This is a genomic window from Halostella litorea (assembly GCF_004785955.1).
GTDB classification, from domain to species: Archaea; Halobacteriota; Halobacteria; order Halobacteriales; family Natronoarchaeaceae; genus Halostella; species Halostella litorea.
Map to the genome: position 1 here is coordinate 789,458 of NZ_ML214300.1, position 14,102 is coordinate 803,559.

A 14,102-nucleotide genomic window follows, 5' to 3' on the forward strand; every position below is an offset into this window, starting at 1 on the left:
GGTACCGGTACGGAGCACTCAATAGACCTACCAATGTCGGCGGGTACCGCCAGCGTTTATCCGCCGGTCCCCCTACGTCCGCCGGATGTCGCTCCGGTCGACCCTCGGTGCCGCCCTGTACGTCCCCCTCACGCTCGTCCTCGCGCCGGGCATCCTCACCCACGAGTACGCCCACGTCGCCGCCTGCCGCCTGAGCGGCGTCGCCGTGCACTCGACGCCGTCGCTGAACCCCTTCGGGAAGGACGCGTACGTCGACCACGCGCCGACCGACCGGTTCGCCGCGGACTTCGCCATCGCCGTCGCGCCGTTCGCCGTCAACAGCGCGCTGGCGGTCCCCGCGTTCGTCGTCGCGGGTGCGGTCGAGTCGGCGCTCGCCGTGCCCTTCCTCTGGCTCGGCGGCTGTTTCGCGTGGACCGCGATCCCCAGCCCCTCGGACACCGACGGCCTACTCGAGACGGCCGGCGGCCTCCCGTGGACGACGCGGCCGCTGGGCTACCTGCTCGCTGTGCCGGTTCGGGCCGCGACGCTGCTTGCGATAGAGGGGATCGGGAGCCTCGTCTGGACCGTCGCGCTGTACGTCGCCATCGTCGGGTGAGCGGGAGGCCGCGACGGGCCACGGGGGAGGCGGTGAGAAGTGGGGCTGCCGTCAGTACGACTTCGCGAAGTACGCCGTCTCGACGGCCTCGTCGCCGCAGACGCCACAGTCGTCGCCGATCGGCTCGGCGTCGTCGTCCAGGGGCGTCATCACGATCTCGGCGGCGATCTCCTCCTTGATCGCCGTCTCGCAGGCCTCGTCGCCGCACCACGGCGTCTTGACGTAGCCGCCGTAGCGCCCGATGGTGCCGAGGATGTCCTCGGGCGAGTGGGCCTCGCGGACGTTCTCCTCCAGGTTCTCCTCGGCGGCGGCGTAGAGCTTGTCGTGGACGTCCTCGAAGTGGTCCTCGACGGCGTCGGCGATGCCGTCGCGGTCCGCCTCGACGGACTCGCCGTCCGGCCGGTGGACGACGGTGACGCGCTCGTCCTCGACCTCGTTCGGGCCGATCTCGAAGCGGACGGGGACGCCGTTCAGCTCGTGCTCGTTGAACTTGAAGCCGGGGTTGCGCTCGTCGCGGTCGTCGAGTTCGACGCTGACGCCGGCGGCCTCCAGTTCCTCGGCGATCCTCTCGGCGTAGTCGAGCACCTCCTCCTTGGTGTCCTCCTGCCAGATGGGGACGATGGCGACCTGCGTGGGCGCGACGGCCGGCGGGAGCACGAGGCCCTGGTCGTCGCTGTGGGTCATGATCAGCGCGCCGAGCGCGCGCCAGGAGAGCCCCCACGAGGTGGTGTGGGCGACGGACTCCTCCTCGTCCTCGTCGACGAACGTGATGTCGAACGCCTCCGCGAACGACTGGCCGAGGTAGTGGCTGGTGCCGCCCTGGACGGACTTGCCGTCGGGCATCAGCGCCTCGACGGTCGTCGTCGTGTCCGCGCCGGGGAACTTGTCGTGGGGCGGCTTGCGGCCGCGCAGTACCGGGATGGCGAGCACGTCCTCGTACAGTCGCTCGTACTGGTCGAGGCGGGTCATCGTCTCCTCCCAGGCCTCGTCGCCGTCCTCGTGGGCGGTGTGGCCCTCCTGCCAGAGGAACTCCTTGGTGCGGAAGAACGGCTTCGTCTCGGTGGCCTCCCAGCGGACGACGCTACACCACTGGTTCAGGCGCATCGGAAGGTCGCGGTAGCTCCGGGTCCACTTCGCGATAAAGGGCGCGATGATGCTCTCGCTGGTGGGCCGCACCGCGAGGCGCTCCTCCAGTTCGTCGTGGCCGCCCTGGGTGACCCACGCGACCTCGGGGTCGAACCCCTCGACGATGTCCTTCTCGCGTTCGAGGTAGCTCTCGGGGATGAAAAGCGGGAAGTAGGCGTTGGTGACGCCGGTGTCCTTGAACCAGCCGTCGAGGTGGTCCTGGATCGACTCCCAGAGGGCGTACCCGCGCGGGCGGGTGACGATGAACCCGCCCATCGGCGCGTAGTCCGCGAGGCCGGCCTTCTGGACGACCTCCGCGTACCACTCCCCGGGGCTGTGCTCCTTGCTCTCGGTGATGCCGAGGTCCTGCTCGTCGCTCATGTACCTTCGTCGTGGCACCGGAGTAATAAACGCGCCGTGTTGGCGACCGTCCGCGGACCTACCAGTCAGCAACGAAAGGATTCTTCATCCGGTGTGCACACCGGTAACGTATGACGGAGCAGGATCGCACCGACGGCGAGGCGGTCAACGACGCCGACCGCGCCGGGATCGACGACGCCTTCGAGGCGCTCGCCGACGCCGACCGCCGTGTCGTCCTGTACTACCTCCGGGAGCGAGGGGAGAGCAGCCTGAGCGAACTCGCCGACGTCGTCGCCGGGCGGCGGGCGGCGGCGGAGGGGACGTTCGTCCGGCCGGAGCGACGCGACCGGATCGAGATCGACCTCCACCACGCCGCGCTCCCCGCCCTCGCGGACAGCGGGGCGGTCGACTACGACCCCGAAACCGGCCGCGTCGCGCTCGCCGACCCGCCGGCGGCGGTCGAGGCGCTGATAGATACCGCGATCGCCGCCGCCGGCGACGCCGACCACGCCAGCCTCGACGGGGAGCATGCCGGGGGCCAGTAGCGCGATGGCGCTCCGGGACGCCATCGCCGCCGCCACGACCGACGCGGTCGACGTGACCGTGTACGCGCCCGAGCCGTTCGACCGACTCGGCGACCTGTTTGCGGCCCGCAACGTAAGCGTCGCGCACCGACCGTACCCGGACGACGGGACCGGCGGGTTCGTCGTCGTCCGACGCGACGGGGCGTTCCGCGGGGCGCTCGCGCTCGACAGCGTCCGGGCGAGCCTCTCGCCGCCCGTCCGCCCGCCCGGCGGCTCGCGCGACGAGTCGTTCCGACGGTTCATGGACCTGTTCGAGGGGACCGGGTTCGCCGCCACCGACCGGCGGCAGTTGCTGGCGACGACGCGGGAGATAGAGGACCGGGCCTGGCGGGTCGGCCGCGGCACGCTGTACGTCGGTTTCCAGTCGCCCGACGCGCTGGCGGCCCAGCGGTCGGTGTACGAGCGGCTGGGGCGGCGCGAGGACCTCGCGGTCCACCTCTACGTCGCCGCCGAGTGGGACCGCCCCGCGATCCCCGGCGTCACGGTCCACGCCTCCGACGCCGGCGAGGTCGGGACGGTGTGGTTCGTCGCCTTCGAGGGCGGCGGGACCGACGAGAACAAGTGCGCGCTGCTGGCCGAGGAGCGCGCGCCCGGCGAGTACCGCGGCGTGTGGACGTACGACCCCGCCCGCGTCGACGAGGTGACGGCCCACCTCCGGGCGACGTACTGAGCCCCTACTGGCCGACCCGGAACGGGCTCGGCCCCTCCGTCCAGTCCCAGCCGGGGAGCCGGGTCTGGAACCCCGCGGAGAGCGCCGCCTCCAGGTCGTCGCTCCCGGCGGTCGCGTCCGGCGGGTGGTGCCGGGCGTCGGCGTAGTGGAACGCCGCCTCGCCGAGCAGGCCGAGCGGCTGGTTGCCGGCGATCATCCCCGCGAGCCGGCGGCCGAGCAGTTCGTCGACGACGAAGCCCGGGTAGTCCGTCTCGACGTCCAGTTCGCGCAGCAGTCGGACCAGCGCGGCGACGTTGACGGCGAGGTCGCCGTCGGCGAAGACGGCGTCGACCTCCTCGCGGTACGCCGCGGGCGCGACCGGGTCGACGTCCGTGTCGAACAGCTCCGTGAACTCCGCCCGGAGGTCGTTGATGAGCGGGACCACCACGTCGGCGCGCTCCCGCACCCAGTCGCGCTCGTCGACGACGTCGTCGGGGGTGAGTCGCATGGACCGCCGATACGCGCCGACGGTCCTACTAGCTTCGGCCGTCACCCTCACCCGTCGCCGAGCGAGGAGCGGCGACGGTTGCGGGGCCGCGCCCGGTATTGCGAAGGCTTTTATAACAAGGAAGTAATATTGCCGGGTAAGCGGGTTCTTCCGGACCTTCCCGCACATCGTGGGACCGACTCCCGAGCGTGTCGACCGACGCGCCGCCCACAGCACAACCGGGACGACATCGCTATGTGTACCGCGTTACGACGCAGTGACGAACCGTTTGATACGGACTGTTGTAACGATCTACCGATGACCGCCTGCACGGGTCGGCGGACGCCGGTAACGGACTACGACGGTCCGTATGACAGTCCGCCGACCGCCGGGGCTCCCCCGGCGGACGGCCGACGGAACGCGGCGACCGCCCACCGAGTCCGGGAGACCCGACTGACGATATCCAGCTCTCATTATGAGTTCAGTTGACCAACAACTCGACGACCTGCGCGAAGAGATCACGAGCGAACTGCCGAACGACATCACGGTGTCGGACGTCAAGTACGAGGGCCCCGAACTGGTCGTGTACACCCGCGACCCGAAGCGGTTCGCCCAGAAGGGCGACCTGATCCGACAGCTCGCGAGCAAGCTCCGCAAGCGGATCACCGTCCGGCCGGACCCGGACGTGCTCACGAAACCCGGCGACGCACGGGAGCAGATCATGAACGTCATCCCGGACGACGCCGGGGTGACCGACCTCGACTTCCACGCCGACACCGGCGAGGTCGTCATCGAGGCCGAGAAGCCCGGCATGGTGATCGGCCGCCACGGCTCGACGCTCCGGGAGATCACCCAGAAGGTCGGCTGGACGCCCGAGGTCGTCCGCACGCCGCCGATCGAGTCCTCCACCGTCTCGAACGTCCGGAACTTCCTCAAGCAGGAGCGCGACGAGCGCCGCGACGTGCTCGAACGCGTCGGCCGCCAGATCCACCGCGAGGAGATGTCCGACGACGAGTACGTCCGCATCACCACGCTGGGCTGCTGTCGCGAGGTCGGGCGGGCCTCCTTCGTCCTCTCGACGCCCGAGACGCGCATCCTCATCGACTGCGGCGACAAGCCCGGCGCGCCGGACGAGGTGCCGTACCTCCAGGTGCCCGAGGCGCTGGGCGCGGGCGCACAGAACATCGACGCCGTCGTGCTCACCCACGCTCACCTCGACCACTCCGCGCTCATCCCGCTGCTGTTCAAGTACGGCTACGACGGCCCCATCTACACGACGGAGCCGACCCGTGACCTGATGGGCCTGCTCCAACTGGACTACCTCGACGTCGCCGCCAAGGAGGGCCGCGCGCCCCCCTACGACTCCGAGATGGTCCGCGAGGCGATCAAACACACCATCCCGCTGGAGTACGGCGACGTGACCGACATCGCGCCCGACGTGAAGCTCACCCTCCACAACGCCGGCCACATCCTCGGCTCGGCGGTGAGCCACTTCCACATCGGCGACGGCCTGTACAACGTCGCGTTCTCGGGCGACATCCACTACGACGACACCCGCCTGTTCAACGGCGCGGTCAACGACTTCCCGCGCGTCGAGACGCTCGTGCTGGAGTCCACCTACGGCGGCCGGAACGACTACCAGACCGACCAGGAGGACTCCGAGCGCAAGCTCAAGCGCGTCATCAACGAGACCTACGAGGACGACGGGAAGATACTGATCCCCGCGTTCGCCGTCGGCCGCTCCCAGGAGATGATGCTCGTCATCGAGGAGGCGATGCGCAGCGGCGACATCCCCGAGATGCCCGTCCACCTCGACGGGATGATCTGGGAGGCGACGGCGATCCACTCCACCTACCCCGAGTACCTCCGGGACGAACTCCGGGACCGCATCTTCCACGAGGACGACAACCCCTTCCTCGCCGACCAGTTCAACCACATCGACGGCGGCGAGGAGGAGCGCCGCGAAGTCGCCGACGGCGAGCCGTGTATCGTCCTCTCGACCTCCGGCATGGTCGAGGGCGGCCCCATCATGTCGTGGCTCCGCCACTTCGGCAGCGACCCGGACAACACGCTGACGTTCGTCGGCTACCAGGCCCAGGGCACGCTGGGTAGCCGCATCCAGAGCGGCTGGGACGAGATCCCGATCAGCGACCGCGGCAACGGCGGCCGCCGCGGCGGCGACACGCTCACGCTGAAGATGGACGTCGAGACCGTCGACGGCTTCTCCGGCCACGCCGACCGGCAGGGCCTTGAGAACTTCGTGAAGACGATGAACCCCCGCCCCGAGAAGGTGCTCTGTGTCCACGGCGACGAGTCCTCCGTGCAGGACCTCTCGTCGGCGCTGTACCACGACTACAACATGCGGACGTTCGCGCCGAAGAACCTGGAAACCTTCCGCTTCGTCTGAAAGCCCTTGCGAGCGCTTGGCAGCGCTCGCTGCGCCCTTTCAATGTCCGCCGCCAGAATCGCTGCGCGATTCTCGCTAAGGCCCGCTAGTCTGCGCGAGCGCTGACGGTCGTCAGCGCACGCTTCGAGTGCCTGCCCTTCCCCGGACGCTCGCCCGCGGCGCGGAAGCGCGCCGCGCGCTCGCGCTGGCCGGGTTAACGGTGAGTCGTGTAGCTTCGCTTCGATGTGGTAACCACATCGGTAACCGAAAAGGTTAGAGCCAAATCGGTCTTCGCCAAGGCGGCTAACCGTAGACGCGCACCTGCGAACGGACTGAGAGCCGTCCGAGACGGTTCCGCTCAGTCGCCGGCGGCGTCCGCCGGGTCCTCGACCTCGCCCGTCGCGGGGTAGACGCCGACCTGGTCGCAGATATCGGCCATCGGACAGGCGTCGGGGTCGTCCAGACACGCCGGTTTTCGGGCCTTGCAGTACTCCCGGCCGAACTGGATCATCGCGGTGTGGCCGAAGCCGCATTTCTCGGCGGGGACGTCGCGCTCCAGCGCGGCGCGGACGCCCTCGTGGTCGGCGTCGGCGGGCGCGACCCCGAGGCGGCGCGCGATGCGGTGGACGTGCGTGTCCACGGGAAACACCCCGCCGCGGCCGCCCGAGAACAGCAGGACGCAGTCCGCGGTCTTCGGCCCGACGCCGGTCACCGAAAGCAGCGTATCCCGGACCTCCGAGGGCTCGCCCGACCGGACGAACTCGTCGAACGCCGCTTCCGAACCGAACTCCGACAGCACCCACTCCGCGGCGTCGATGATCACCTCGGACTTCTGGTTGTACAGGCCCGCGCCGGAGATGGTCTCCGCGAGGCGGGATTGCTCGGCGGCGGCGAGCGATTCGGCCAGGTCCGCGTCGTCTCGCGGCTCGTCGCCGCTCGACCCTTCCGAGGCGCGTCGCGCCTCGCCGGCCCCGTACCGCTCCATCAGCGCGTCGTGGGCGGGCTGGCTCGCCACGTCGCTCGTGTTCTGGCTCAGGATCGTACGGACGAGGCACTCGAACGCGTCGCGCCCGCCGTAGGCCTTCTGCCAGTACATGTCGCCGAGGCGGTCGACGACGGCCTCGGCCCGGGTGGCCGACTCCCCGCTCCCGTCGTCGGCGAACGCCTCCCAGCCCTCCGTCCCGCCGCTGATGTTCTCCGTCGGCTCGGCGTCGTCGGACATGGGCGGGCGTTGGGACGCCCGGAAGAAATGCCTCCCGCTACTCGACGGTCACCGTCACCGTCAGGTCCGCGCCGTCGGCCAGCGCCGCTACGAGGTCGCGGTCGAACCCCACGGCGGGAAAGTCCGCGCCGAGCAGGAACGTGCGCTCGTCGACGTAGTCGCTGGTGCGGCCCACCATGCTCCGCTCGCTCGTCAGTTCCAGGTCGGGGTCGCCGCGGCCCCGGACCGTCTCGACGTGGCCGGCGGCCTCGAACGTGGCCGTGATCGTGGCGTTTTCGTCCCGGCACGCCTCGACGAACTCGGGGTCGAAGTCGGCGGGCGCGCGGTCGGCCTCCACGGCGAGGATGCAGTCGCCGGCCGGCGTGAGGTAGTCGTCGGTCGTCACCTCGAAGGTGCTGCCGTGCTCGGCGGTCACGTTGTCGTGGCCGCGAGCGCGGACGACTTCTTCCATGGCCGGCGGTTTTCGGCCGCCCCACTTAGCGGGACGGATCGACGACCGTGACGGTGACCGCGCCGCAGTCGCACTCGTAGGCGCGGCGGACGCCGCCGTCGCGCTCCATCTCCAGCATGCAGTTGCCGTCGTCGAGCGCGCGGTCGCAGCCGGCCGCCTCGCACGTGGCGGTGAGCCGTTCGAGCATATCCTGCGGTTCAGCGCGGGCCCTTGTCAAAGCGACCCGTCCCCGGAGTGAAAGTGAAACTGATAGCTCGCCGGGTCGTACGCGTCGGTTTCCCCACGCCGGCTGGCAAACGGTTCCCGCGGTACGCGGCCGGGCAGGGCGACGACGTAAAGCCTATTTCGCAGGGGTGCGGTGGCCAGTGTAGTGATGACGGGGACGTGGACGGCCGCGGCGGTCGACCCGGGCGACGACGGGGACCCGCCGAGCGCCGGGGAGTGGGAGGACGTATCGGTGCCGGGACAGCCCGAGCGGTTCGCGGGCGAGTCGGCCGTCGCCTATCGGCTGGCGTTCGACGACCCGCGGAGCGACGACGCACAGCGGACCCTGCTCGACCTGCGCGGGCTGTACGCGCACGCACGGGTGTGGCTCAACGGGGACCTGCTCGGCGAGCACGACGCCTACTTCGTCCCGTTCCGCCGGGAGTTCGTCCCCGAGGAGCGCAACGAACTCGTCGTCGAGTGCCGCGCGCCCGAGGACGCGTTCGGCGGCGTCGAGCGCACCGACCAGCTCCCCACGGTCGCCGGCGTCCCCGGGATCCGGTGGGGGGCACACGTCCGGGTCCGCCCGCCGACGTTCCTCGACGACCTGACGGTCGAACCCCGCGTTGACGGCGACGACGCGACCATCGAGGCGACCGTCGCGGTCGACGCCGGCGAAGCGGTCGACGACTACGTCACCTTCTCGCTGCGGCCCGAGGGGTTCCGCGGCGGCGGCGCGATGGAGCGCGCCGAGGTGACCGCCGACGCCGGCGAGCGAACGACGGTGAGCCGGGAGATACGGGTGCGGGACCCCTCGTTCTGGTGGCCGAACGACCACGGACCGCAACACCGCTACACGGTCCGTGCGAAACTGGGCGACGCCAGCGCGAGCGCGACGACCGGCCTCCGCACCGTCTCGTACGGCGACGACGGCCTGCGCGTGAACGGCCGGCAGGTGCAGGCGCGGGGGGTCAACGTGCTCCCCGCCGCCGACCCCGCAGCGGACGTCGAGCGCGCGGCCGACGCCAACGCGAACCTGGTCCGGGCACACGCCCACGTCCCGCCCCACGACCTCCACGAGGCGGCCGACGAGGCGGGGCTGCTCGTCTGGCAGGACCTCCCGCTTTCGGGCGACCGCGAGTTCGACCCGGACCGCGGCCGCGCGCTCGCCGCGATGCTCGCCGACGAGTACGGCCACCACCCGAGCGTGAGCCTGTACGGCGTCCACGACGACCCCCGCTCGCCCTTCGCCGACCCGCTGGGCGCGGGTCGGACGAGCAGGTATCGCCTCCGCTGGCGGGCGTGGCGGACGTCGTACGACCGCGGGCCGGCCGAGCGCGTCGCCGAGGCGTTCCCCGACGGGACGCCGACGGTGCCGGTCGCCGGGCCGCCCGGCACCGCGCCGGACGCCGCCCACCTCTATCCGGGCTGGTCGTACGGGGCGGCGACCGACGCGGAGTGGCTCCTCGACCGCTACCCCGACCTCGGCGGGGTCGTCGGCGAGTACGGCGCGGGGTCGCTCGTGGCGGACGCCGAGGGCGACGTGCCCGGGTTCGACCGGGCGACCCACGACGCCGCCGTCGGGACGGACGACCCCGCCGAGTCGCAGGCCCGGCAGGCCGCGACGCTGAAGACGGTCACCGAGACGCTCCGCCGGCGCAGCACCGACGTGCTGGCGGCCTTCGCCCTGCGGGACGCCGCGCCGGGGGCCGGGATGGGCGTGCTTGCCCACGGCGGCGAGGCAAAGCCCGGCTACGAGGCACTTGGCGAGTCGTTCGAGCCGGTGCAGGCGATGCTCGACGAACCGCCGTCGCCGGGCGCGGTGGGCGTCACCGTCGTCAACGACGGGCCCGAGGCCGTCGAGCCGACGCTCTCGTGGGCCGCCGGCGACGCCGAGGGGACCGCCGAACTGTCCGTCGATCCCGGCGACCGTGTCGACGCCGGCGCGGCGCGGATCCCGCCGGACGCCGACGACGTCGAACTCCTGCTCACCCTGTCGGACCGCACCGTGTACAACGAGTACGATTTATAAGTGAACCGGCGGCGTGTGTGAACCGTTTACACCCTCTCTGGGCCGCTTGCTAACTGTTTTCAGGGGTTCAGTGACCGATACTTTTATATTCAAACCCGCGCTACTAACTGGTACCAGAACGTCACCGGCGTTCCGGCAGCATCGCTCGCTCGACAGAATGACAGGGAATCCTTATCCACGGTCAGTAACGGTCGATCAGCGGCGACTGTCGCCCGCCGGTGCGGGTATGGCACAGAGGTTTGACTAACACATGGTAGACGAAAGCAAGAACATCGAACTCACAGAGGACGACCTCGAAAACGAATCCAAAGGCCAGCTCATCAAGCGAGCCGGGCAGCTCCGCGACCGACGGAACGAGCTGAACCAGATGGCCTCGGAGCGCGCGTCCAAGCGCGACGACCTGAACGCGAAGACCCGCGAGAAGGTCGACGAGGCCCAGGAACACCGCGAGAAGCGCGACGAGCTCAACGAGCTGGTCCAGGAGCACAAGGAACAGCGCAACGAGCTCAACGCGAAGGCCAACGAGCTGTTCGACAAGGTCGAGGAGATGAAATCCGACCTCGAGCTCGACGAGGGCAAGGACCTGGAGGAGCTCGAGGAGGAGATCGAGGACCTGGAGTTCAAACAGCAGACCGAGGTGCTCTCGACCGAGGACGAGCGCGAACTCATCGAGAAGATCGAGGAGAAGCGCGAGGAGTACCAGCAGCGCAAGGAGAAACTCGACCAGAACGAGGACCTTGAGGAGTACGTCGAGAAGGCCGAGTCCGTCCGCTCGGAGGCCTCCAAGCACCACCAGAAGGTGACGGAGCTCGCCGACAAGGCCCAGGAGCACCACAACCAGATGATCGAGGCCTACCGCGAGGCCGACGACATCCGCGACGAGGCCGACGAGATGCACGAGAAGTTCGTCGAGGCCCAGGAGGCGGCCGACCGCCACCACGAGGACTTCGTCCGCGTCCAGAAGCGCCTGCGCGAGCTCGACAAGCAGGAGGAGGAGGAGCGCAAGTCCGAGCGCGAGCAGAAGGAACAGGAGGCCAAGGAGGAGGCCGAGGAGATCTACCAGAAGTTCAAGGAAGGCGAAACCCTCGAAACCGAGGACCTGATGAAGCTCCAGAAGACGGGGCTGCTGTAGTCGGCTAGGATTTTGCGGTTCTCTCCGGCGGTCGCGAGTCGGTAGCAGCTGCGCCGTCGGTCGCCGGCGTCGGCCCGGTCGCGGGGCGGCGAACGTGCGTCGGCGGGCGACGACGCGCCCGCCCCCGACGGTTATTGCCGTCGGCGTCGACCGGCGGTCGCATGAGCACGCCCGAGGAGAACTACGAGACCGCGACCGACGAGTCGGCGGACCGCGACGCCCGCGAGGCGGCGATCGACACGCTCGAGACGGCCAACGAGTGCAGCCGGCTCGCGAAGCTGGCCCGAATGGACGGCATCGACGAGTCGTATCGCGAGCTGGCGCTGGACGCGCTCGCACACCCGCAGTGCAGGACCCGGCTCCGACAGCTCGTGGAGGGGGACGACCTGTCGGGGTCGCTCCGGGAGCGGGCGGAGCGCCTGCTCGACGAGACGCCGGAGAGCGCCGGCGCGGGGCCGAGCTGATCCGGCCGTCGGGTCCCGGCGGTCAGTCGCAGGGCTCCCGGCGACCCGGACCGCCGGGCGTGGGTCGCCGGAGGCTCCACCCTTTTCTGCCCGCGCCCGCAACACGACGGCAGGTGAACCCATGGGAACCACGCTGCAGTCACTCGGAAAGCTCGGGATCGTACTCGTCGGCGCGCTGGTCGCCGCCGCGGTCGGCGTCGGGCTGTTCGTCGTCGTCCCAGCCGAGACGTCGGCCGGCGTGGTCGGCGTCCTGCTCGCCGTCGCGACGGCGCTGTTCGGCCTGAAAGTCGCCGGCAACCTCGCCGGGTCGCTGTTCCCCGGCTACAACGTCGCGGAGGTAAAGGTGACGGGGCCGATCACGTCCGACGGGGGCGGGATGCCGCTGCGGCCCGGCGGGGCGTCGGCCGACGACATCGTCGACCGGATCGAGGCGGCCGACGCGGACGACGGGGCGGAGGCGCTGGTGGTCACGCTCGACACGCCGGGCGGCCAGCCGGTCGCCAGCGACGAGATCCGGCGCGCGGCCGCCGACTTCGACGGGCCGACGGTGGCACACGCCAAGGACATCTGCGCCAGCGGCGGCTACATGATCGCCTGCGGCTGCGACGAGTTCGTGGCCCACCGCGACAGCCTCGTCGGCAGCATCGGCGTCATCGCCAACCAGCGGAAGTTCTCGGATCTTGCCGACCGCTACGGCGTCGAACTGGAGCGTTTCACCGGCGGGGAGTACAAGGACACGATGGACCCGCTGAAGTCCCTCTCCGAGGACGAGCGGGCGTACTTCCAGGGCGTGATCGACAGCAGTTACGAGAGCTTCGTCGACCTGGTCGCCGAGGCCCGTGACGTCGACCGCGAGTTCGTCGACGACACGGAGGCGCGCATCTACCACGGCCGGCAGGCCGCCGAGAACGGCCTCGTGGACGCGCTCGGGGACCGCGACGACGTGGAGGCGCGCCTCGCGGACCGGGCGGGCCTGGACGAGGTGGCGGTCGAGCGGTTCGAGCCGGACCGCGGGATCGGCGAGCGGCTGAGCGTCGGCGCGCAGGCCGTCGCCCGGGCGTTCGGGCGCGGCGCGGCGAGCGTCGTCGCCGACCGGGACGGCTCCCTCGTGGAGTTTCGCGTGAAGTAATACCGTTCGCCCTCACTGGTCACCGGTTATCGCCGGTGGCGGTGCGGGCGATAACCGGTCGTTGGCGAGAGCGAACGGTATAAGTCGAGGGTTTTTATCCTCCGGCCGTGTTGTCGGAGCTACCGTGACCACGCTCGTGGTGTGTGTCGACCGCACGGACGACATCGGCCGGAAGGCCGGCCTCCGGACGCCGGTGTCGGGCTGGGAGGCCGTCCACTCCCTCGTCACCGACGTCGGCCTCGCGGACCCGGAGGACTCCAGCGTCAACTCGCTGCTGGAGGCCCTGCGGGTCACCCGCGACCTGCGTGACGACGACCAGGACGCCGTCGTCGCCGTCGTCTCGGGCGGGACCGAGAACGTCGTCGGCGCGGACCGGTCGGTCGCCCGCCAGCTCGACGCCCTCATCGAGGAGCACGACCCCGACTCGGCGGTCGTCGTCATCGACAGCGCACAGGACGAGCGGCTGGTCCCTATCGTCGAGAGCCGCCTCCGGGTCGACTCGGTCGACCGCGTGGTCGTCCGGCAGGCCCGCGACATCGAGTCGACGTACTACCTGCTGAAGCAGTTCCTCGCCGACGAGGAGCTCCGACAGACCGTCCTCGTGCCGATCGGCCTCGCCCTCCTCGTCGCGCCGGTGCTCTCGGCCTTCGCCGGGCCGGCGATCGCCGTCTCCTCCATCACCGCTGTCATCGGGCTGTTCCTGCTGTACAAGGGCCTCGGCGTCGACGAGTACCTCACCGAACTCGCGGTCCGCGTCCGGGAGTCGCTGTACTCCGGCCGGGTGTCGATCGTCACCTACGTCGTCGCCGTCGGGCTGTCGCTCATCGGCGTGTTCGTCGGCGCGCTCGGCGTCTCCGATCTCTCCGGCCAGGAGAGCGTCCTCCTGCAGGCGATGCGGTTCGCCCACGACAGCGTCCCGTGGCTGGCGACCGCCGCCCTGGCCGCGAGCACCGGCCGCCTGCTCGACGTGGCGATACAGGAGGACAGCGTCCGCAGTTCCTACCTGAACATCCCCTTCGGGGTCCTCGCCGTCGGCCTCGTGATCCGGGGGTTCTCCGCGTACTTCCTCGAACGCGCCGACCTGCTGCCGCCGTTTGCCGTCCCCCGGCTCGAACTCGGGGTGGTGTCGGTCGAGCCGTTCGCGCTCTCGCCGGGCGAGCACCTTGCCATCTTCGTCGTTGCGGGCGTGCTCGTCAGCCTGATCGGCGTCCGGGTCGCCACCTACCTCGGCGGGACGAGCATCGACGAGGACGAACTGCCCGGCGGCGGGCCGTAGGCGGGA

At 70.4% G+C, this 14,102-nt stretch carries 14 protein-coding genes; 9 read left to right on the forward strand and 5 right to left on the reverse strand.

Annotated elements, in window-relative coordinates; genetic code table 11:
* Positions 1-85: 85 nt before the first annotated feature.
* Entirely contained in the window at positions 86-595 is a 510-nt protein-coding gene (locus EYW40_RS04095; RefSeq protein ID WP_135820332.1) for a zinc metalloprotease, read from the forward strand.
* 51 nt (positions 596-646) lie between these two features.
* On the opposite strand, the gene proS is transcribed toward EYW40_RS04095, so the two are convergent.
* Complete coding sequence (gene proS, locus EYW40_RS04100) at positions 647-2,101, reverse strand: proline--tRNA ligase (RefSeq protein WP_135820333.1); 1,455 nt, start codon at positions 2,099-2,101, stop codon at positions 647-649.
* Between the two features lie 110 nt (positions 2,102-2,211).
* Here proS and EYW40_RS04105 point away from each other — a divergent pair, with 110 nt between their 5' ends.
* Positions 2,212-2,625: a DUF7344 domain-containing protein gene (locus EYW40_RS04105; RefSeq protein ID WP_135820334.1), complete on the forward strand. Its 414-nt coding sequence runs from the start codon at positions 2,212-2,214 to the stop codon at positions 2,623-2,625.
* Positions 2,609-3,334: a DICT sensory domain-containing protein gene (locus tag EYW40_RS04110; protein ID WP_135820335.1), complete on the forward strand. Its 726-nt coding sequence runs from the start codon at positions 2,609-2,611 to the stop codon at positions 3,332-3,334. The genes EYW40_RS04105 and EYW40_RS04110 overlap by 17 nt, the downstream gene beginning before the upstream one ends.
* A gap of 4 nt (positions 3,335-3,338) precedes the next feature.
* Here EYW40_RS04110 and EYW40_RS04115 read toward each other — a convergent pair whose 3' ends face one another.
* Positions 3,339-3,821, reverse strand: coding sequence for a DUF7984 family protein (locus EYW40_RS04115; RefSeq protein WP_135820336.1), 483 nt, complete (start codon positions 3,819-3,821; stop codon positions 3,339-3,341).
* A 454-nt stretch (positions 3,822-4,275) separates the two neighbouring features.
* Between EYW40_RS04115 and EYW40_RS04120 the strand changes: the two genes are divergently transcribed.
* Positions 4,276-6,207, forward strand: a complete 1,932-nt coding sequence (locus tag EYW40_RS04120; protein WP_135820337.1) for a beta-CASP ribonuclease aCPSF1 — start codon at positions 4,276-4,278, stop codon at positions 6,205-6,207.
* 337 nt (positions 6,208-6,544) lie between these two features.
* Here EYW40_RS04120 and EYW40_RS04125 read toward each other — a convergent pair whose 3' ends face one another.
* The 3 genes from EYW40_RS04125 to EYW40_RS19840 are packed head-to-tail and all read right to left on the reverse strand — an operon-like array spanning position 6,545 to position 8,046.
* Complete coding sequence (locus tag EYW40_RS04125) at positions 6,545-7,408, reverse strand: endonuclease III domain-containing protein (protein ID WP_135820338.1); 864 nt, start codon at positions 7,406-7,408, stop codon at positions 6,545-6,547.
* Between the two features lie 37 nt (positions 7,409-7,445).
* Positions 7,446-7,859 carry a DUF371 domain-containing protein gene (locus EYW40_RS04130; RefSeq protein WP_135820339.1) on the reverse strand — a complete coding sequence of 138 codons (414 nt, stop codon included), beginning with the start codon at positions 7,857-7,859 and terminating at the stop codon, positions 7,446-7,448.
* Between the two features lie 25 nt (positions 7,860-7,884).
* A complete protein-coding gene (locus tag EYW40_RS19840; protein WP_202614425.1) occupies positions 7,885-8,046 on the reverse strand; it encodes a hypothetical protein in 162 nt (53 codons plus the stop codon).
* Positions 8,047-8,232: 186 nt separating this feature from the next.
* On the opposite strand from EYW40_RS19840, the gene EYW40_RS04135 reads away from it, so the two are divergent.
* From EYW40_RS04135 to EYW40_RS04155, 5 genes are all read left to right on the forward strand, one after another.
* On the forward strand, positions 8,233-10,095 hold the full coding sequence (locus EYW40_RS04135) for a glycoside hydrolase family 2 protein (RefSeq protein ID WP_135820340.1): 1,863 nt from the start codon (positions 8,233-8,235) through the stop codon (positions 10,093-10,095).
* Between the two features lie 250 nt (positions 10,096-10,345).
* Entirely contained in the window at positions 10,346-11,227 is an 882-nt protein-coding gene (locus EYW40_RS04140; RefSeq protein WP_135820341.1) for a coiled-coil protein, read from the forward strand.
* A 161-nt stretch (positions 11,228-11,388) separates the two neighbouring features.
* Entirely contained in the window at positions 11,389-11,691 is a 303-nt protein-coding gene (locus EYW40_RS04145; RefSeq protein ID WP_135820342.1) for a hypothetical protein, read from the forward strand.
* A 121-nt stretch (positions 11,692-11,812) separates the two neighbouring features.
* Positions 11,813-12,820 carry a signal peptide peptidase SppA gene (sppA, locus tag EYW40_RS04150; RefSeq protein WP_135820343.1) on the forward strand — a complete coding sequence of 336 codons (1,008 nt, stop codon included), beginning with the start codon at positions 11,813-11,815 and terminating at the stop codon, positions 12,818-12,820.
* Positions 12,821-12,944: 124 nt separating this feature from the next.
* Positions 12,945-14,096 (forward strand): DUF373 family protein, encoded by a 1,152-nt coding sequence (locus EYW40_RS04155; RefSeq protein WP_135820344.1) that lies wholly within the window; start codon positions 12,945-12,947, stop codon positions 14,094-14,096.
* The last annotated feature ends 6 nt before the right edge of the window (positions 14,097-14,102 follow it).